22 protein-coding genes, 1 tRNA gene and 1 pseudogene are annotated in these 18,988 nt (G+C 53.4%); 9 read left to right on the forward strand and 15 right to left on the reverse strand.

The genetic code is table 11. From position 1 onward, the window contains the following. Nucleotides 1-183 precede the first annotated feature (183 nt). Together FEAC_RS04745 and FEAC_RS04750 are read left to right on the forward strand one after the other, a co-directional pair. The gene (locus FEAC_RS04745) at nt 184-855 is read left to right on the forward strand and encodes a response regulator transcription factor (RefSeq protein WP_035391761.1); all 672 of its coding nucleotides are present in this window, start codon (nt 184-186) and stop codon (nt 853-855) included. After that, a complete protein-coding gene (locus tag FEAC_RS04750; RefSeq protein ID WP_035391763.1) occupies nt 848-2,239 on the forward strand; it encodes a sensor histidine kinase in 1,392 nt (463 codons plus the stop codon). Before FEAC_RS04745 ends, FEAC_RS04750 begins: the two co-directional genes overlap by 8 nt. Before the next feature lie 320 nt (nt 2,240-2,559). Here FEAC_RS04750 and FEAC_RS16310 read toward each other — a convergent pair. Then, nucleotides 2,560-3,049 (reverse strand): annotated as a pseudogene (locus tag FEAC_RS16310) (transposase); the annotation flags it as partial. Between the two features lie 467 nt (nt 3,050-3,516). Here FEAC_RS16310 and FEAC_RS04755 point away from each other — a divergent pair. Together FEAC_RS04755 and FEAC_RS04760 are read left to right on the forward strand one after the other, a co-directional pair. Then, nucleotides 3,517-4,116: a helix-turn-helix domain-containing protein gene (locus FEAC_RS04755; protein ID WP_035391766.1), complete on the forward strand. Its 600-nt coding sequence runs from the start codon at nt 3,517-3,519 to the stop codon at nt 4,114-4,116. Then, on the forward strand, nt 4,109-4,642 hold the full coding sequence (locus FEAC_RS04760) for a DUF6036 family nucleotidyltransferase (RefSeq protein ID WP_052565599.1): 534 nt from the start codon (nt 4,109-4,111) through the stop codon (nt 4,640-4,642). The genes FEAC_RS04755 and FEAC_RS04760 overlap by 8 nt, the downstream gene beginning before the upstream one ends. A 499-nt stretch (nt 4,643-5,141) precedes the next feature. Here FEAC_RS04760 and FEAC_RS04770 read toward each other — a convergent pair whose 3' ends face one another. The 8 genes from FEAC_RS04770 to FEAC_RS04785 form a co-directional block, all read right to left on the reverse strand. Next, a complete protein-coding gene (locus FEAC_RS04770; protein ID WP_052565600.1) occupies nt 5,142-5,918 on the reverse strand; it encodes a transposase in 777 nt (258 codons plus the stop codon). Continuing rightward, nucleotides 5,905-6,081, reverse strand: coding sequence for a transposase (locus tag FEAC_RS15095; RefSeq protein ID WP_152623084.1), 177 nt, complete (start codon nt 6,079-6,081; stop codon nt 5,905-5,907). The genes FEAC_RS04770 and FEAC_RS15095 overlap by 14 nt, the downstream gene beginning before the upstream one ends. Next, nucleotides 6,038-6,142 carry a hypothetical protein gene (locus FEAC_RS16315; protein WP_371525198.1) on the reverse strand — a complete coding sequence of 35 codons (105 nt, stop codon included), beginning with the start codon at nt 6,140-6,142 and terminating at the stop codon, nt 6,038-6,040. The genes FEAC_RS15095 and FEAC_RS16315 overlap by 44 nt, the downstream gene beginning before the upstream one ends. 82 nt (nt 6,143-6,224) lie before the next feature. Continuing rightward, a complete protein-coding gene (locus FEAC_RS14560) occupies nt 6,225-6,494 on the reverse strand; it encodes a transposase family protein (RefSeq protein WP_081901215.1) in 270 nt (89 codons plus the stop codon). Nucleotides 6,495-7,498: 1,004 nt separating this feature from the next. Then, the gene (locus tag FEAC_RS04775) at nt 7,499-7,834 is read right to left on the reverse strand and encodes a DUF6922 domain-containing protein (protein WP_035391773.1); all 336 of its coding nucleotides are present in this window, start codon (nt 7,832-7,834) and stop codon (nt 7,499-7,501) included. Next, nucleotides 7,831-8,322 carry a hypothetical protein gene (locus FEAC_RS04780; protein WP_201773843.1) on the reverse strand — a complete coding sequence of 164 codons (492 nt, stop codon included), beginning with the start codon at nt 8,320-8,322 and terminating at the stop codon, nt 7,831-7,833. The genes FEAC_RS04775 and FEAC_RS04780 overlap by 4 nt, the downstream gene beginning before the upstream one ends. After that, nucleotides 8,319-8,519 carry a hypothetical protein gene (locus FEAC_RS15790; protein WP_201773844.1) on the reverse strand — a complete coding sequence of 67 codons (201 nt, stop codon included), beginning with the start codon at nt 8,517-8,519 and terminating at the stop codon, nt 8,319-8,321. The genes FEAC_RS04780 and FEAC_RS15790 overlap by 4 nt, the downstream gene beginning before the upstream one ends. 62 nt (nt 8,520-8,581) lie before the next feature. Continuing rightward, entirely contained in the window at nt 8,582-8,800 is a 219-nt protein-coding gene (locus tag FEAC_RS04785) for a hypothetical protein (RefSeq protein ID WP_052565602.1), read from the reverse strand. A 68-nt stretch (nt 8,801-8,868) separates the two neighbouring features. Between FEAC_RS04785 and FEAC_RS04790 the strand changes: the two genes are divergently transcribed. Then, nucleotides 8,869-9,228, forward strand: coding sequence for a hypothetical protein (locus tag FEAC_RS04790; protein ID WP_035391776.1), 360 nt, complete (start codon nt 8,869-8,871; stop codon nt 9,226-9,228). A 300-nt stretch (nt 9,229-9,528) separates the two neighbouring features. On the opposite strand, the gene FEAC_RS04795 is transcribed toward FEAC_RS04790, so the two are convergent. From FEAC_RS04795 to FEAC_RS04805, 3 genes are read right to left on the reverse strand one after another with little or no spacing between them, the layout of a single operon-like run. Beyond that, a complete protein-coding gene (locus FEAC_RS04795; protein WP_052565604.1) occupies nt 9,529-10,344 on the reverse strand; it encodes a class I SAM-dependent methyltransferase in 816 nt (271 codons plus the stop codon). Further along, nucleotides 10,325-11,245 carry a 3-hydroxyacyl-CoA dehydrogenase gene (locus FEAC_RS04800; RefSeq protein ID WP_081901273.1) on the reverse strand — a complete coding sequence of 307 codons (921 nt, stop codon included), beginning with the start codon at nt 11,243-11,245 and terminating at the stop codon, nt 10,325-10,327. Before FEAC_RS04800 ends, FEAC_RS04795 begins: the two co-directional genes overlap by 20 nt. Nucleotides 11,246-11,280: 35 nt before the next feature. Next, the gene (locus FEAC_RS04805) at nt 11,281-12,672 is read right to left on the reverse strand and encodes a G1 family glutamic endopeptidase (protein ID WP_052565607.1); all 1,392 of its coding nucleotides are present in this window, start codon (nt 12,670-12,672) and stop codon (nt 11,281-11,283) included. A 234-nt stretch (nt 12,673-12,906) separates the two neighbouring features. Between FEAC_RS04805 and FEAC_RS04810 the strand changes: the two genes are divergently transcribed. Further along, the gene (locus FEAC_RS04810; RefSeq protein WP_052565609.1) at nt 12,907-13,461 is read left to right on the forward strand and encodes a uridine kinase family protein; all 555 of its coding nucleotides are present in this window, start codon (nt 12,907-12,909) and stop codon (nt 13,459-13,461) included. Nucleotides 13,462-13,504: 43 nt separating this feature from the next. Here the strand turns inward: FEAC_RS04810 and FEAC_RS15100 are convergent, their stop codons facing one another. Continuing rightward, nucleotides 13,505-13,915, reverse strand: coding sequence for a hypothetical protein (locus FEAC_RS15100; RefSeq protein WP_152623087.1), 411 nt, complete (start codon nt 13,913-13,915; stop codon nt 13,505-13,507). Nucleotides 13,916-14,332: 417 nt separating this feature from the next. On the opposite strand from FEAC_RS15100, the gene FEAC_RS04820 reads away from it, so the two are divergent. Next, the gene (locus FEAC_RS04820; protein ID WP_035391032.1) at nt 14,333-15,511 is read left to right on the forward strand and encodes an NAD-dependent epimerase/dehydratase family protein; all 1,179 of its coding nucleotides are present in this window, start codon (nt 14,333-14,335) and stop codon (nt 15,509-15,511) included. An 82-nt stretch (nt 15,512-15,593) separates the two neighbouring features. On the opposite strand, the gene FEAC_RS04825 is transcribed toward FEAC_RS04820, so the two are convergent. Then, on the reverse strand, nt 15,594-16,376 hold the full coding sequence (locus tag FEAC_RS04825) for an ArdC-like ssDNA-binding domain-containing protein (protein WP_052565611.1): 783 nt from the start codon (nt 16,374-16,376) through the stop codon (nt 15,594-15,596). A 218-nt stretch (nt 16,377-16,594) separates the two neighbouring features. Here FEAC_RS04825 and FEAC_RS04830 point away from each other — a divergent pair, with 218 nt between their 5' ends. Both FEAC_RS04830 and FEAC_RS04835 read left to right on the forward strand, forming a co-directional pair. Beyond that, nucleotides 16,595-17,746 carry a Type 1 glutamine amidotransferase-like domain-containing protein gene (locus tag FEAC_RS04830; protein ID WP_035391034.1) on the forward strand — a complete coding sequence of 384 codons (1,152 nt, stop codon included), beginning with the start codon at nt 16,595-16,597 and terminating at the stop codon, nt 17,744-17,746. Nucleotides 17,747-17,762: 16 nt separating this feature from the next. Next, nucleotides 17,763-17,835, forward strand: a tRNA-Glu gene (locus FEAC_RS04835). A 747-nt stretch (nt 17,836-18,582) separates the two neighbouring features. Here FEAC_RS04835 and FEAC_RS04840 read toward each other — a convergent pair. Beyond that, nucleotides 18,583-18,978, reverse strand: a complete 396-nt coding sequence (locus FEAC_RS04840) for a flagellar export chaperone FliS (RefSeq protein WP_035391036.1) — start codon at nt 18,976-18,978, stop codon at nt 18,583-18,585. Nucleotides 18,979-18,988: the final 10 nt, after the last annotated feature.

Genomic DNA, 18,988 nt, shown 5'->3' on the forward strand with positions numbered 1-18,988 from the left:
AGTAGAGATTGTACGTCTTGGTAGCACAACGGAGTGATACACTTAGACGCGGACGTTCATTCTGTCACCGCAGAGACTGTAGGAGTTTGGTTCAGCGAATGGCATCTCGACGTGAGATTCCGGCAATGGTGTCAAGGTGGGGATCCCTGACGAGCTAGATGAATTAGCGACACGAGGTGTAAAGTGCGAGTTCTAATCGTGGAAGATCACCCTGAAACGGGGAGATGGCTGCTGCAAGAGCTCTCAAGAACTAGCTGGAAGTGCGACCTCGCTGCCACGGTGCAGTCTGCCAGATCACTAGCTCGGCAAGAGTCGTATGACGTGGTGCTCCTTGATGTCATGCTCCCAGATGGTAGCGGTGTTGAGTTCTGTCAGGAGCTACGCATCCTAGGGAACTTTGCCATCATTATGGTGACTGCACGGGACGACGTTACCGATCGAATTGATGCGCTGGATAGAGGCGCGGACGACTACGTTATTAAGCCTTTTGCTATCGGAGAACTGATTGCGCGGATCCGGGCTGTATCTAGACGGATGAATGGCGACAGAGGCCCTGTACTTGAGTGTTTTGACCTACGTCTTTGGGTGGAGGAGAGAAGCGTTGAGCAGGGTGGTCATTTACTTGAATTAAGCCGTCGTGAATTCGATCTTCTCGCTGTATTTATGAGAAATTCGAAAAAGGTGTTAACTCGCGATCAGTTGCTGGAGTTGGCATGGGGGTATGTATTTTATGCGGAATCCAATGTCGTGGATGTGACTGTTAAACGTCTCCGCGAACGTTTGGATCCGAACGGTAAAGTCATAATAGATACGGTGAGGGGAGTCGGATACGTCTTAAGGCCAGCCCGTGAGTAAGAGAGCTCTCATTCATCGGTGGCGTATAGCATGGGTGCTTACCATCGGTATTGAGTTAGCTGTAATACTAGCTGCACTTGGTTCCGGTTACTTTGTCTACTCCTTAGTCCGCAGCACTCTAATCAAGCAGGGAATTAGCGGGGTTGAGGTTTCTGCAAGAGCTGCAGCCGCCAAACTAAGGTCTGAATATAGTTCTCATCCCACCAAGGCACCGGTCGAGGATTTGGCGTACCTTACAGTCTCTGGTGACCAGTATGTCCTCCTCACTACCAGTCGAGGACACTTAGTAGGTGCGAGTGGAACGAGGCCACCGGCGTCACCTCTTGGAGGGTGGGCTAGCGTGGGAACATCAGGATGGTTGCAGTTTGGTAGCATTCCGTACCTTTATGCATCTGCTCCGATTCTTGTCGGCAGCTCCAATTTGCGGCTCATTGTTGCCGAGAGTCAGAGCCATCTTGCTTCACTTCTCTCCACATTACGGATTGCGCTAGTGCTTGGTGGTCTGGTACTGATAATGAGTACGCTAGCTGCCATCTCGGTCATTGTGCGTCGGGTTGCGGATCCCTTGTTGGAACTTGAGGAGGTCGCGAGAACCGTGACGTTGAACGTGAATGAGGCTGCGTTTGCCAGTATTGATTCGCGGTTAGCTGAAGTCCATTCGCTTGAGGAATCGTTCAGCAACATGCTAGAGCGATTGGGACGCACCCAGACGCGGGAACGTGAGTTTATCAGCAATGCGGCGCACTCTCTCAGGACGCCAATCCATGTAATTCAGGGGAATATAGTTTCGCTTGGCCGCCTACTGAGTGAAGACCCGGATTTAGCACGCCATGATCTTAAGATCTTAACAAGAGAGGTGCAGGCGATGGCTACCCTTGTAGATCGGCTGCTACAGCTCTCTAGGTCGGAGTCGGGTGTGCTCGCTAAATTGGAGCGTTTTGATCTGCAACTTTACCTCGACCGGATAGCTGGAACTCTGCGAGACTCCTGCATGCATCACGCCCTTCTATTTAGTACGCATGACTTGGACGCTCGGCCGTTTGTCATCTCGGATCCGGTGCTATTGGAGGTGGTGTTGAGAGTGTTGATTGAGAACGCCGATGCCTATGCAGAGGAAGATTCTGCGGTAACTGTTTATGTAGCAACTGCTGAAAATCTCTCTGATATTCGTATCGGAGTCCGTAACTACTGTGATCCAATACCTGTCTCTGTGTTGGACGAGCTCTTCGAGCGGTTCTATCGAAATGAGCAAGCGGCGTCCAGTGAGCACTATGGTCTTGGGCTCGCAATCGCAGATAGCATCGTGAGACGTATCGGAGCCAAATGGTTTATTGAAAGTCGTCCCGAGGGCACGATCTTCGCTTTAGATATTCCCAGCGGATAGAGGATGTGTGCATGAGTCTAATTCGTGTAGCGTTCCGGAAGTTCTCCGGAAGTTATCAGAAGTCGGCTGAGAGGCATGCACAAATGTTGTGTACGAACCGACTTCAAAACCGTTATCGGAACCAGTTTGGGTGGCGGTTGATAACCGGTTAACCAATCGGGTGTGATTCGTACTTAGATGTCAGCAATCAAGTTAGCAGGAGTTCTGCCAGAGTCGTCGGGGAACGATGGATTGGGCCGGCACCCATTGCTTTGGGTGCCGGTATTAACTCAACTGATATTTATGGCCCAGCTCTAGGCGGTGTAGGTATCTTGGCGTAGTCAGTCAACGAAGACAACGCCAGAGATGACCTCTGCGATACGTTCGTGACCGGTGATGCGCCGCTAGGACCTCTCAGCCTCGAGGCCCAGTTGGTAGAGCATTCCCATGGCGGTCTCGCTGGAGAAGGCACCCTGTACTTTGATGGTTCTATGACGGACCATGGAGAAGGTCGACTCGGTTAACTGGTATTGGATTACTTGTCCGAAGGTGTACCCAGTGCTCGGCGCCGAAGTCATAGAAGGCCAAGAGGGCATCGGTATCCTTGGTCAGGCAGTGAACGGCCTTTGGGTACTTGGCTCCGTACTTGGTCTCAAACGTGGCGATAGCCCGCCCTAGTCATCAGGCCCTTTGGCATGATCCCTGGTCGGAGACTTCCAAATCTCATGTATATCCTCCTTAACCTTTGGACACAGAGATTTGGGCACGTAGTTGGAAGATATTGGCCGTCTTGTGGAACCAGCAGCGTTGGTGCTTGGTCCCGGGATAGATGGCCCTTGACAACCGCCTAGGCCCATAACACCACACCGGCGTTTCCATTGTGAGGTGCAAGGCGGAGCTACTTGGTCTGGGTAGATCGCTGCGGCTGATCGGGAAGTATCTTAAGACTCGGCATAAGTTCAATGGTATGACAGCGGCTCGCCCCGCCGAGCGAGCAGGAGTGTCCGATCGAACGGTCCTCGCGATCGAGCCAGGATCAGACAGCGGCAGCAGCGAGAAGCTAATGCGTGTGTTATAAGTCTTCGGTCAGATGCCAAAATGGTCGCGGCGACCCACCTTCCCGACACGGATATCGGACCGCTACGCACCCACGAACATCTCGCTCAACAAGTAAGGAGGTAACGGTGTTGCCTATGCCAGCTTCAATCGAAATGGCTGGGATGTTTGGAGCTCAAAAGGCCGTTGTCGGTCTATAGAGGGGCCTCCAAGCGTGCTATCATATCTGCTAGCATGTGTACATGAACCAAGATTGGAATCACTTTGCTGGCGATTTGCTACGGCACTCCAGAAATCAAGCTGGGTTGACACAACGCGATCTTGCGGTGCAAGCAGGCGTTAGTGCTTCCGAAGTTGCGCGGATTGAGTCCTATCGGGTCCAGCCCAGCATTCCGGTTCTGGGCAGGTTGCTCGACGCTATCGGCTTGGGCGTTGTGTTGAGCGGTGAGTACGTCGATAATAGATCTAACGCAAGGGAGACCGCTGACTCCATTGGGCAGGCGCTTGCAGCAAATGATGAGCATCGGGCTTTCCTGACTTGGCTAGTTCTATTGGATGACTTAAAAGCGGTGACCTCTGTTCGCCTCGTCGAGCTGATACAGGATCCTCCGAGAACCACCGGCGACTCTCGGTATGATGCGCTCATAGCTGGATTAGTGGAGTACGTCTGTATGGCCAGAGGGATAGTTCCCCCCACTTGGGTAGATGATTCGTGGAGAACTACTGAAGGCTGGTGCATATCAGGCATCTCAGATCTAGCAGAAATCGAGCGGAGGGAAAGCCCTCCACCTTTTTCGAAGCGAGGGGTCTATCTGGTTGAACAGAGTCTGAGCCGTGCCTAACGAACCTCTAACACGAACAGACCTGATTGTTGTCTTGCATGAATTGGCAGATGCTCTTGATGCAGCGGGGATTGAGGCCCAGCTTTACATCGTCGGCGGAGCTGCGATGGTGTTAGGTTACTCAGCGCGAGACGTAACACGTGATGTGGACGCACAGTATTACCCCAAAAATGCTATCAATAACGTTGCCGCCGCTATAGCTAGGAGACATCACTTGCCAAATGATTGGCTAAATGACAACGCTGCTATGTTTATTTCACCAGTCAAGGATGATGAAAAACGTCGATTATTTCTATCCAAAGGAAGTGTGACCATCCAGACTGCCTCAGCGGAGGCATTGCTCGCGATGAAGATTAGGGCGAGTCGACCGCGTATGGATAATTTCGACATCGCATTCCTGTGTGAACATTTAGAGATCACCTCCATCGTGCAAGCAGTCGATCTCTATGAAACATATTACCCAGAAGATCGGTTGCCAAAATATGCGCTTACCATTCTGCGGGCTATTCTAAAATTGGACAAATAAGCAGAGTATCTCCCCTTCCAAGATGAGACACACCCATGTTTATCAGGCTGACAACCCGGGAGACGATAGGTTATCCTCAGCTTCCATAAGTGCGTTCGCCTCTACGGACCTCGACGTTCGAGTCCGCGCAACTCTTTCAAAAATGAGGCATCTCTGACGCAACCGTCTCGCGTGCGAGCTGGCAAACTGCGTTTTCGTTAGCTCTGGCTCGATCGGCTCTGCTGTGACGTCAGCGCATTCAGCACTGTCAATCATGTCGTGTGTCACTCGTCCTCCTAGGGAAACGATTACGGGATCTGCTCCGCTATCGAAGTGTTGTTGTGGGACGGATCCTACCTGCGGAGTGTAGCCACCATTTTGTCGATAGTTCCCGAGGCGTCCGTGTTGACTGCACATCCCAACCAGTCTAGATAAACGCTGGTCAGAATGATGTCCGGACAAGATGGATGAAAAGCCCTTAGACGACCCTCGCGGGTGCATGTATATACGCATGCACAGGTCAAACCGATCGCCGCACCGTGACCATTACGCCCGGATGGCTGGGTTGTGCGCGAACAGCAGCTAGTGGTATAGTCGGCTCTATTGACATCCATGTGGATAAACTCGCCCTTTCATAAGGTAACTTCAAGTCAATCGGTCCACAAGCTAGCATCACCAGGGCCAGGGTAGCCTTGGCGGAGTGAAACCCATACGAGCGGGCAATGATTGAGCGAACTTTGGTGTTGAGTCCCTCGACCCTTCCATTGGATACCCCAAGTCTGATGGAGGCAAGTATCCCGTCTCGATGAGTTCGGATGGTCTTTGAGAGTCGGATGAAACTCGATAGTCGTGAGCGTGAGGCTCGCTTGCACCAGTGATCGAGCATCTCATTCACCTCGTCGATCTCGAGGTCGCCAGCGAAGATCGCCCGTAGGGATTCCTTCATCTCATAAGCCCGCCATAGGGCTCCCCCTCGTTGTTTGATGGCTAAGAGGGCTAGTCCTTGACGCTTGGTTAGGGTTCCTGGATTCTTCAACAGTGCCCACCTTGCCCCGGCGAACTTACGGGCAAAGGTAGGAGATGGGAGCTTTCTCATCTCCCGCCAAAGGTCTTTGCGTACCTCCTCTAGGGCCTCGGTTCCCAACTTAACCACATGAAATGGATCGAGACAGATCTCGGCGTTAGGTGCCTTCTCGCGGAAGGCCTTGGCAAAGGCTGGACCGAGATCCATGGTGGCTGCCTTGATCTTGGCAATCCGTTCTTCACCCAGGTCATCGAAGAATTCATCTAGACTCATTCGCACTTTTCCCCTCTGCCCCATAGACGATCTTGCCCGTCTCGTGATTGGTGACAAGCGTTAGGTAGTTGTGGTGTTTGCGATAACTGATCTCGTCAACTCCAAGAATGAAGAGGTTGTCAAGACGGTTGGGATCGAGCTCTTGGCGTGACGACTCGTTCACAGATCGTTCCTACCGTGCGCCAGGCGACTCTGAGCAGTTTTGTCACCGTGGTCTTATCCATCTTGGCACATGCCCAAGCTACCAAGTGCTCGAAGTCCCTCGTAAACCGAGACTCCCCAACTGGTCGGGCAAATGGTACTGCCTTAAGTGATTACCCCGTGAGTTGGACACCGGAGTCGTCTTAGTTGGCACGAGAGCCACGTCTGGTGAGTCCCGATGTCGAGGTGTCTCCAACGGGAGTCGAGCGTTCTCGTGTCATAACAGGACCGGGTCGTATAGGAGCATTTCGGGCATACCAACCGCGATCGGGTAAGCCTGAGCTTTACCAGCAGTTCGTGTGGACGAACTAAAACCTCGACGACGGTGACACTGCGAAGCCCCAGCATCTGCTTAACTAGAGAGGTAGCGCGCACGGTTCTGAGCTCCTTTTTGATGGCAAACCAACACCAAATTTAGAGCTCAGAAACCGTGCGCGTTTCTTATGCAGCTATTTCAGCCTCAAATACCCCCACTGAACTGGGGCTATGGATCAGATCCAGGCCAAATCTATCCACATGAATGTCAATAGAGCCGTATAGTCTCACTGCCTAGGCGCGCGGCTGTCAAGGTGATTCTGTCGATGAATACGATCTTTACGCGCTATTCGCGATTGGATCTAAAGCGGTCGTTGCTATTGCATCATGGCAACGAGCTGCCAACGGGATCAACGACCTCGAATGGCATAAGGCACAACATGAGCGTTCACGATTGTTAGCCTACGATTTTCCTCTCTCGACAGCCATGCCGATCTCGCTGACATACTTTATTCATCCAGAAGAGTACGCCTGGAATGTGGAGCACGCATGTAGGCATGCACAGATGTTGTCTACGAACCGATTTCAAAACTGTTGTAGAAGCTAGTTTGGGTGCGGTTGATAATCGGTTGATTCCTCGGGTGTATTCGGTATCCCAATGTCATCAATCCAGGCAGTGGAGGATGTCTTGATCCGAGGCCAGGGGACGATGGATCGGGCCGGAACTCATGTGGTTTTGTTGTCGGTGCTACCCCAAACTGATGGTTCTGGTCATCTCTAGGCGGTGTAGGTATCTTGGCGTACCCCGTCAACGAAGACAACACCAGTTATAACCTCTGTAATGCACTCATGACCGGTCTCCAGCCATAACTGCTTGAACCGATAGTTTCGCCTGGCTAGCCAAGGATAACTATTGCTAGTCCACTGAGATAACGCCATAAGGTGATGTTTTCAGCCAATGAGCTGCTCCGACTGTTGATTCATTTTACACTTCACCGGATCCATTACGAGCGTGCGCAAGCGCTGTTTTAGTGCCATAATGGCTACCGCCACTAATACCTTGCATGGCCATGTCCTGTAAGTCATGGCTTTGCTAGCGCATCGTGTGACGCAGAACAACCAAGCTAGCGCAACTCGTCGGGCCACCAATCGGGCAGAGCATCCGCAGGGATGAGTCGTCTCCCGTTGCCACCAGACCATCGGGGTGTCTCGTGCGGTTTGTGTAAAAGTGCACAGGTCCAAAACCACTCAACGCGAGCGGATAGTTGAGCTGCCATAGCCGGATCGGCAACCCATTCGCGGATAGTGTCTGTGCCATAGGTCCCAAACAGCCAGCGCCAGTCGTCCACCGTACCGTCCTCCAACACGGTCTGAATGATGAGTGACTGATACGTCGCGGTGTCTAGCCGATCCGCGTGGTAACGATAAAACAGGCGTTGAATATCGTTCGGCAATCTCATGAGTGGGGGCCTTTGGGGGACTTGGGTTGGTGTCGCGCAAGTGTGTCAATCCATTCCTGAACTAGTCTTTGCAGGTCCTGCTCGACAATGGTGAACGATTGTGGTTCTATCATCAGGCTTACTGCTTCGTCTTTATCCTTGTCGGCAAGATCGTGCGTGTATGTGAGTTGTTGTAGAAATAAGCGTGGTGAAAATGCATTCCCATAGGTGTGTTGCGCACGATCTATTATCTCATCAATGCTCATGAGTCCTGCTTTCATAATGGCATGTAAGTCGATGTAATCACGGGCTCGCGCATGCCTTCCTAGGGCGTAGGCTTTTTGCAAAGCAATGTCTTTGGGGTCTGCTACCGTGATGCCTCTCCAGGTACGAAAATCGAAGTCATGCGCGAATGGGTAAGCGAGCAAAGTAACTGAAACCCCGTCAAGTCTCCAATCGATTTGTTCCGGTGACTTATGTATCCATTCTACCCGTCTGAAGCGTTTCAATAAGTTGTCCAACTCCGGCGCTCCGGCAATACCTCTAGTGGGTGTAAGGTGAAGAAGTCAAAATCCTTTGAACGGCGATGACCTTTCTGTAAAGCTAACGCAGTCCCGTCAGATAGGTAGAACTTCTGCATAGGCAACCATGACGCTAGAGTGGAAGCGGTCTCTACTGCTCCGTCCATTAGTACAGATTCAATCATTGGACCACCCGCAAAACAGTGTACCATGTTGAATTCGCTGGACTTGAGCTGCTAGTGCTTGCCTATTCAATACGGTAGCAACCGGGTTCGTCGTCCACCTCCTGGAAGGCCTCTTGTTGTTGAACCACGACTGAGTCGTGGTTCACGATCGCTGCATCCGAAACTGCGTTTCCTTGAATCTCCCCGTCTGCAAGGGCGGGGAGATTCAAGAAGATCGCATGATTCTTACGTGCCCGCATCCTGACGGGGTGATCGAACATTATTACATCACACCGCAGCACTTAGCCAGCCTAGCTGAGGACGGAACCATTATCTTTGCAGGCCTCACAAAGGACATGTCCACGCATTGGTGCGTGAACTCTTCGGGGCAGGAGCCCCGTTTCGGGTATTAGTCGTTCTCGACGAGTACCTTCGTGATGAGTACAGCAATGTCGATGTTCCTCGCGTAAGCATTTGGCTTCGAGGGCGACTACTGCCCACTCGTGAGCGCCACGATGACGAAGTTAGGCTCGAGGGCGGTGCCCACATCATTGCAGGTGGTTTTACCGGAGAAGGCGGTTCCGAGACGAACCATTCGCCCGACTTCTATCGAGGAACCGTATTGGAAGTTGATGGAGTGAGTCTGTTCTCCGGCAATAGTTCTGTCTTGTCGATTTCGGGCGTTATGCTTGTCGACCAAGCTACCCTACCAGCCATCCAGAAGAGGTGAACGAGCTAGATGTATAGTTCAAGGCACTGCACGATCTGATCTGTTATTGCATCTAGGCGAACCGAGATAACGTCTGATATGGCATCTGCTTTACCGCGAGTACATGCCACTACGATGAGCCTGTACAGAAGGATCGATGTATGTTTCGTTTGCTTATGTTAATAATTGTCGTGGCGATAGTTGCCTTTCTTGTCATCTACTCTTGGCCGTCCGTATCTCAGTTCCTTATGTCCAAGCGCTAGTGGGTCTCAGTATCATGTTGCAGTTGGCATGCTCACTTACACGCAGGTAACAATCGCCTCACTGGTTGCGCGGGCGCTTGGCACTGATGAGAATGACCTGTGTGGTCACCTTGAACTCACTGTCGCGCGTGATGAGTGTGCTAATTCGTTCAGCTAGGGCTGGCAAGAGTTCGTACCCTTGTTCGTTGGTGGTGAGCGCTGCGGTTGTGGAGGCCGCATAGTTCACCAGCACTTCCGGATCGCTGATGTGGAGTGAGCTGGTGAGGAGATCGAACTCGACATCGTCAAAGCTCCGTCTGAGCATTGCCAGCAGATGATCAATCGGTAGTTCGAGGTTCATGAGCCTCGAATCGGAGTCGGCGAGATCGATGCCAGCGTCTTCAAGGAGTTCATCCCAGATCTGCCGAACTTCGATCAAGTGTTGTTCGGTGTTCGAGGTGGCTACCAGAGTCCCGGCGGGGCCAAGAACTCGCGCAAACTCTGTTATGGCGCCTTCAGGGTTCGGTACGTGATACAGCATGTGAGCTGCTAGAACTCGATCGAAGGATCCGTTAGAGACTGGGAGCCTCTCCGCATCAGCTTGCAGACGCGCCCATAGCCCTTGTAAGTTGGTGAGCATTCCGCCAGATAGGTCCATGGCAGCGACATTCGCGCCTTCGGTTGCCAGCGCGCGAGCATAGCGCCCATTTCCACATCCCACATCGAGTACAGTCAAGCCTGCAACAGAACCCATGGCGTTCAGAACTTCTTGTTCGAGGTTGATTTTCGGCTGTTGGTAGGAGTAGATCCCAATCCGAGTCTCAAGACGGTCGGCGTTGGCATAGGCCTGGTGCATCAGGTAAGTGTGGTCGACCCTACGATGGTGCGTGGTCATTGGCGTCCTCCAGGGCTCCAGCATCGTTGATCTTGCGAACTTGCTGGTGTGGATAATGATAGAATCCCTCGCCAGATTCGATGCCGAGTTTCCCTTGGTCGAGGAGGTTGGTCTTGAGGTAATTAGCGAACTCCTGTTGGGTGGAGTCGCCGGCTGTCGAGACAGCATAGGCGGTACGGATACCGATGACGTCAAAGACTTGGAACGGCCCTGTCGGCGCTCCGGTGGCCTTGCGCCATGTTAGATCGATCATCTCAGGGTCGGCGATTCCTTGCATGAACAGACTGCTCGCGGCCTGAAGCCAAGGGACGAGGAGGGAGTTCAAAAGATACCCGGGTTGCTCTTTCTTGAGCTCGATAGGCACCATGCCAATCTCTTGAGCGAAGGTGACGATCTTTCTATATAGATCGGGATCTGTCTCCGTTGTGGCCATGACCTCAGCCGTGTTGTGAACCCAGATATGGTTGGCGAAGTGGAGTGCGAGAAATTTGTCTGGTCGTCCGGTTGACTCAGCAAGATCACTCGGAAGGAGCGTTGATGTGTTGGTGACGATGGCGGCGGTGGATGATAACAGTGGCGCAAGTTTGTGATAGAAGTCTCGCTTGAGCTCAAGATTCTCTGGAACTGCCTCGATCACAAGGTCGGCATCTCTAGCTGCGGTCGCGAGATCACTAGTGAGTTCGATTCGCTCTAGCGCGTGCTCTGCACGCTTGCGATCAGCCGGGTCTGATCTTCGGGAGTATCGATCTCGTAGCTGCGCTAGCCTGTGGAGCCCGGCCTCAAGGGCATTGGCGTCAACATCATAACCGCTGACCTCAAACCCCGAATAGGCGACTTGGAAGGCTATTTGTGAGCCCAAGACACCGAGTCCAGCGACCATGACATGAGCGAAAGTTTGCATGCGCCAAGCGTACTACTTTTGCGGCTGTACTACTTTTACAACTTGGCACTCGAACTCAGCAAGCCAGCAGTTGAGCACGGGCCAGTCTGTGGTGCGCTAGATAGTTGCGTGATCTGGAAGCTGTTGTTGGCGAGCGTGCCTGGCTGATCAGGAAGAAGCTGGCAAAGGTAGCTCTGCACCTCGCTCGAGATTGACCCACTCGTAGCGGTGTTGACTCCTAGATTCGTAAACTCGATTGGAGAGCTGAGTGTTGGCACCTCAAGGATCGCCTGATTGGTCGTCGATGGTGCTTCGGCGATCCATTCAGCTGACGCAGCGGGCCCGTTATATGGCTGCTCGGTGCTGAAGGCGTTACCGGTGGTGTCATTGATAATTTGGATCTCCCAGACGTTCGTACTCTTGGTGCGAAAGATATTGACCGTGATCTGATCACCAGGGGCGATAGCGAGCGAACTGACGTTTGTCTGTACGTTCGGCAAGATCTCCCACCACGGGTAGATCTGCTCAGTAGCACCATTTGCTTGAGGCGTCAGCTCGACCCCTGCCTGAATCAAAGAGCTATTGGTTGCTCCGTCGATCCCGACCCACTCTGAGAGTGAGCAGCCAGGAGATCCCTGGGCGCCTTCGCAATATGCTGGTTGGTTTGCGGGTAGAGACGGAACGGTGAACGTGCCGGTGATCGCCTTGAAGCTTCCTGGCGAAACGTAGTAGCCGGCCCAGTTCGAGGAGGCCATAGAAGTTGGGTTGGTCGTCTGTCCCTGGAGTGGTTTGGTGATCGACAACGGAATGGATTGAGTTGTGGTTGTCTTCTCCGTATCGGTGGCGGTAATTGTAAGAGTGCTAAGCCCAGCGGTGGTGGGTGTGCCTTCGAGTGTGCCGTCTGGAGTGAGTGTCAGTCCTGGAGGAAGACCAGTGGCGGTCAGGGTTGTAGGTCCAGCACCGCTGGTAAAGTTGATCGATGCCTTGTAGCTTTGATCGACCACCGCACCTGGCAGTGCTGTGGTGGTGATCTGTGGTGTCGAAGAGGGGGCGACAGCAATTGCCACGATAGGGGCGGATATCGTCTTGTTGCCAAGACTGCCATAGAAACTCGCGTTCCCAAAGTCAAACACGCCACCATCAGCTGCAACCAGCCAATACCCGCCACCGTTTGGCACCGCCGCCATCCCCACGATCGGGGCATTAAGTGGGTGCGAACCTCCGAGCCCGGTGAGTCCGTAACTATAGGTAGAGCCAAACGACTGGGTACCAAATGCGTAGGTCGATCCATCGCTTCCTGCCAGGTAGTATCCAGCGTTTGGCTGCTGGCTGCTCGATGCCAGTTTGGCTGAACGAAGCATTGCAGGCGCGTTGGATCCTGCATGATCCAGTAGCGAGAGCGTGGCTATGAAAACAAGAGCAATGGCCACAAGGGTCCGACGCATCATCTAGTTTTTCCCTGTCTGACCTTGGCTACCTGAGCCACCTCTGTAAGCAGTAGGAATTCTAGCCTTCATTATCTCCTCAATCAGCGATTGCCGAAGCCAGTCTTTGCTCAGAGTTGCTGTCAGGGTGCCGACCTAATTCCAGTACAGCGCAGCTCTCGGCGTTAGCTAGACTCTTCGAGCACACTGGGGTTGTCTTGGACGGGTTGGTATCGGACTGACGAACAGAGGAGTGCTGTGCCCATACTGCGGGAGCTGATTGATTTAATCGAGGGTTCCGAACCACCTCCACCTTTGTCGACCCGGATTATCGCTATCGACGGTCTCGGCGGGGCCGGCAAGACGACGCTTGCCGGCTTGGTTTCTGGCGCCCTCTCCGACTGTGCTGTGATCCACACTGATGACTTCGCCTCTTGGGAGAACAACCTCGATTGGTGGCCACGTCTTCGTGAACAGGTGTTGGGGCCACTGATGGCGAATGAGGTTGCCCGTTATCAGCGTTATGACTGGTTGAGGCGAGAGCTAGCGGAATGGATTGAGGTGAAGCCTGCGGACTATGTGGTCCTTGAGGGGGTAGCGTCCTCGCGTGCTCAATTTCAGGAAGCGCTCGCGGTGAGCATCTGGGTTGAGACCCCTCGTGATGAACGATTGAGACGAGGACTAGCGCGAGATGGCGAGGCGATGCGTGACTACTGGTTTCAGTGGATGCGTGATGAGGATCGTTATTTCGAGGCCGAGCGTCCAGATCTTCGTGCAGACATGATTGTCGACGGTCTGCTCACCTGGTCGTGACGACCAGGAATGCTGCGCGTCTGGTTGACAACCAACGCGAAGATCAAGAGAGGGATCGGCTCAGCGTATAGTGCTTGCCCTCGAAGACGTAGCTGAGCGTAACGTGTTGAAACACTCTTGATTTGCCGTCAACAGTTAAAGGATCCGAGAGGGTGACCTTCGTGTGCGGATAAAAGTCCATGGAGGCGACCTTGCAGACCGGCGTACAGGGTGCGACGCCCAATCGGGCAGTCCCTGTCGCACTGTCGGCACCCCAATGAGTCCAGATGGCGTCGGACAGCAGGAGCGATGATGTAGAGCAGTCGAGAATTAAGAATGAAGGCTCGCTTAGCTTCTCCTTGGAACATGAGAGAACCCAGCCGTGGTTTGGGGGGAGCTTGTGGCTCGCGACGCTGGCAGAGCCACAAGCACTCAACAACAGCGTGGCTAGCACCACAAGGAGAGTTTTTCTCATCACCTGGTTAGCCTAACTTGGGTGACCAGGTTTGTCGAAGCCGGCTTCACAGGTTTAAGGGTCTTGCTTTGTCGAAGCGGTTCAGGTACTAACGGCACCTCGTGATTGCGCGAATTGTCACCAGTGGCCTGCCTCGGGGAGATGACGAGCGTTGCGTGGTTATCTCTTATCCGAATCCCATGATCTACACAGCGATTTACCGTACCGTTATCTCTTGTAGGACTTACGCAAAGAGAGGTTGGCTTTCCCAGAGGTTGGCTTCGGCCCATGATTTTTGAATCAACTAGTACATCGATGCCCTGTGTCAAGTGGTATTTGTGGTACGATATCGTGTTGAGTTTCATGGATTGATCAGTTAGCCTGAGCATGCACAATTTGCAGTTGACGGTGACCACCCCGGAGTGGAAAAGAGGAAATATGAAGATAGTTGTTTTCGGTGGCGATGGCTTTTGCGGTTGGCCCACCGCTTTGCACCTCTCCTCTCAAGGCCACGATGTAGTGGTTGTTGACAACTTCTCACGCCGAAAAATTGACATAGAGATGGAGACCGAGTCTCTCACTCCGATCTCTCCGCTCAGCGTCCGAATTGCAGCTTGGCATGAGGTCTCCGGTGCGACGATTCGCACCCAGTTCATGGATTTGGCTACCGAATTTGATCGCCTTCGCGCTTTTCTCGCCGAAGAGCGACCTGATGCAGTCGTACACTTTGCGGAGCAGCGCTCTGCACCCTACTCGATGCGAACGATCGATACCAAGCGTTATACCGTCGACAACAATATTCGCGCGACTCACAATCTCTTGGCCGCGATATCCGATACCGACTTGCCGGTACATCTTGTCCACCTTGGCACTATGGGTGTCTATGGATATGGCTGGTCAGATGATTCCTTGATACCAGAGGGCTACCTTGAGGTGATGCTCGAGACACCATCGGGGGTGGTCAAACGTGATATTTTGCACCCCACCAGCCCGGGCTCGGTCTATCACATGACCAAGACGCTTGATCAATTAATGTTTGCCTTCTATGCGAAGAACGATCGCATTCGTGTGACCGATCTCCATCAGGGTATCGTCTGGGGAACGCAAACTCCGCAGACGGCTATTGATGAGCGACTTATCAACCGCTTCGACTACGACGGTGATTACGGGACTGTGTTGAATCGTTTCCTGATGCAGGCCGCTATCGGTCATCCGTTGACGGTTCATGGTACCGGTGGTCAGACGCGGGCCTTTATCCACATAACCGACACCGTACGCTGCATCGAACTCGCTATTGGCAATCCTCCGGAGGCGGGCGAGCGTCCCCGGATCCTGAACCAAGTTACAGAGACCCATCGCGTCAGAGACCTTGCTGCTCTTGTATCTGAGCACACTGGTGTCGGAATCCAGCACCTTGATAATCCAAGGCTCGAGGCTGATGAGAATACTCTTAGAGTCGATAACCACACGTTCCTTGAACTCGGTCTCAACCCGACGACACTTTCTGATGGTTTGATGGCTGAGGTGCGAGAGGTTGCTGGCAAGTACGCCTTCCGCGTTGATGACTCCAAAATTCTCGCTCGTTCTCTCTGGCGTAAGGATATGAAGTCACGGTGATTTCACATATCGGGTCCGCCAATCCACCCGATTTGATGACTCTCGTCTCTGACGCAATCTGATAGCTGAACGCCTTCGCTGATCACGCAACATCCTTTGCTGCGTCATGGCCGACCAGGTTTTGCGCCTGGTTCACAATCATCTCCGCCGTTGTGCGGATCCGCTCGCCCGATGCCAGGATAGCCTCTAGAGCCTGATTCGGTCCTCCAGCCCACTGCGTGATGTAACTGAAGCTGTAGCTAGCGCTTTCGATTCCAAACGCGTGACAGACGAGGTAGGCGACGGACTCTGCCTCGAATTCAGCGATCGCCCTTGTTGTACCTGGTTCACCATGGAGATATGCATGGCTTAGCTCGTGAGCTAGTGTTTTGGCCCGGTGGCGTGCCGATAGGCTGTTCGAGATGGTAATCGTACGGCCAAGATGTGAGCATAGGCCGTTGATGCCGTCGGGCAACTCTCCTTGGGAGACTATGAAGTTGTAGCCGCTAGCTACCTCAACAAGGGCATCAAAGAGACCGACAGGATCATCTCCTAAGAGCAGTTGAGGGGTGACAGGGAGCCGAGCTCCACTGGTCTGACTGATGTCAAAGACAGAGACGGTACGAAAACTCACACTCCCGTTTGCGTGTTCGACAGGGGCAACGATCTTGATCGCTCGCGAACCCTTTACGACCTGCCGATCGAGCGATTGCCAGGTTCGATAGCCTGCTACTTGGGTAGCACCCGGGCACTGTCGTGCGATCAAGATCCCGTTGCGAGCGCTGTAGCTGCGAAAGCGTGACTGGACCTTGAGATATTTTTCCCACTCACCTTCGGTGGCGAGTGCTCGAATTGCGTCTTCTAGTAAGGTTACGGTGATGGACATCTCTCTCCTTGGTGTCTCGTTGTAGAGGCCACATGGGCGAGGACGCGATCATCGTCGAGATCACACTTAGCCGCTGGCTCTGACAGCGTTCGGATCTCAAGGCGATGTGAACTGTCGTCCTTGACAGTCCTGGCCACTTCGGTGCAGAGGCGATGGAATGAGATCTAGCACAGAATCGTTAAGGTAAACGAACAGCTCAAAAGCAGAAGGTGTCAAAATTGTCAGCTCGTATTGCATTGATGGGATCAGGAGAGACGGCTCCTTCGATGGTGAAGGTCCACCGGGCTCTTCTCGATTCTCTTGGGGATAAGCCTCGCGCGGTCCTCATCGACACCACCTATGGTTTTCAGGAGAATGCTGATGAGTTGACCGAGAAGGCGCAAGACTTCTTTGCTGAAAGCCTTGTCACTAGCCTCGGTGTCGCTACGCTCAGGCGTGCCAAGGACGCCACCGCTTTGGAGGTGACACGCTTTCGTCGCGAACTGGAGGCGGCTAACTATATCTTTGCTGGGCCAGGCAGCCCTAGCTATGCGCTCGGCAATTTACATCAGGTGGGTGCTGGCAAGATCCTCCAGGATCAGCTGAGCCGAGACGCGACACTGTGTTTCGCGAGCGCGGCTGCGGTGACCACTGGGCGATGGTCGATCCCTGTCTACGAGATCTACAAGGTTGGGGCCGATCCCGAGTGGCAGGATGGCCTTGATCTCTTGAGCGTATTTGGGATTGAGGCTGCTGTGGTGCCTCACTTTGACAACCATGAGGGCGCTACTCACGATACCCGCTTCTGCTATATCGGCGATCGTCGTCTGAGGATGCTTGAGGCTCGGCTGCCGGACGGTGTACCGATCATCGGGATTGACGAACACACCTGCGTTACTATCGATGATGATGGCAACGTCGAGGTGTTGGGCAAGGGCGTGTTGACCATCCGACGCGATGGGGTGGCTAAAGAGTTTCCCTCCGGGTCGGTACTTACCGTCGAGTCGCTCGGGCTATCGAATCGTGCCCCTACGCGACAGAGTCCAGTGTCCGATGGGACTGATTCTCGACTTGAGCGTTTTCGCACTGCCCTTGTCGCTTTTGATGCCGAGCGAGCGATGCAAGAGCTTGCAGCAGCTGTCTCTGGTGATCAACGCGATGACGCTCTGACGATGATCGGAGAACTCGACGCTGTGCTTACAGATGGGTTTGTCGATCGTAGGGCGCTGTTGAACCCGCTGGTGGAGCTTATAATCGAGCTGCGCGCGAGTGCACGAAGCTCAAAGGACTTTGCAACCTCGGACAGGATTCGAGATGGGGTGGCTGCATGTGGGATCATCTTTGAGGATAGTGCCGACGGCACAACCTGGAGATTCGCATCCTCCGACTAGAGTAATTTGGTCCCGAGCCCCCATCGTCTAGCGGCCGAGGACACCGCCCTTTCACGGCGGCGACACGGGTTCAAATCCCGTTGGGGGTACTTAGTATTCGCGCAGGGTGGGACTGTATCCGCCCTCTGGTCGGTCGCGTATACCCGGAGGGGGTAATGCTGGGTATCAGCTGTTAGGACGTGCAGGAGACCGTTCTCTAATCCATGAGGAGTTGCAGCGACGCTGGGCGAGAAGTGGGTGCTGATGCCAAGGCGATCAGTTGGCGCTAAAGTTGATGACGGTGTGGTCTAACTATTTGTAGTGTCGTGTTGGCAGGCGAACGCATGGAAAAGATTGTCGAGGTTACTCGGGATTTCACGATGAACCCTGAGCCAAGATCATAGAGTGCATTCCGCATCGTCGAGAGGCGAGGAGCAGCTCAGGAGCCCATTGGTCACTCATATGATTCGACTACTTTGTCAACTACGATCTCCCTGTTCAGCTTGCGGCCACAGGAGGCAGCCAGTATGCAGCGTCTGAAGACGACTCTCTTCCAGATTTGCATGTGTTAAAACTGGCGACAAGTTGCTGCTCAAGCTTGGCCACGTGAGAATACCGCATACGGGGACGGAACAATCGTGTTGGGCGCGGAGCGCTGACATCATTTAGATCACGGCCATGATAGAAGATTTGCCGGCGCAGCAGTCGCCAATATGTTCCTGTGTCCGGGGATCAGTTGAGGCCTGCGGCGACCCCGACAGGTCCTGGATGACCGAACCTATGCAATTGCAATCCAATGGGAATCACCCTCACGGTGCTCAAACGCTATCCGTTGATAACTCAAAGAAAGCGACCATTCAGCTGTTAAGGCTCGCAAGGTCATCCGTTGATACCATCTTGGCTGCCTTTCGCCAAGCATCCATGAGGGGTAGCAACACCTCTTGAGCCTCTTCGAGCAGCGTTCGATCTTTGTTGAGGTTTGAGCGAACAAGACGATCTAGTGCAAATTCATATAGACGGTAGATGTCTGCTGCTGCGTCCCAGATGTCAAGCTGGAGGCTATCGCGAAGCAAGGCAACTATCGCCTGTGCATTCATCAAGCTGCAATGGATCTCATAGAGATCGTTCTGCTCATAGCCTCGTTGCGCTCGCGCAAGTGAGGCATCAAGTTGATCAATCACCATCACCAGGCGAACTGCCGGAGATGCGGTACCTACTGCATTCGCCTTGTAGCTGTCTCTACCCGAGGGCACTTAGCAATTC

The sequence above is a fragment of the Ferrimicrobium acidiphilum DSM 19497 genome (genome assembly GCF_000949255.1).
GTDB classification, from domain to species: Bacteria; Actinomycetota; Acidimicrobiia; order Acidimicrobiales; family Acidimicrobiaceae; genus Ferrimicrobium; species Ferrimicrobium acidiphilum.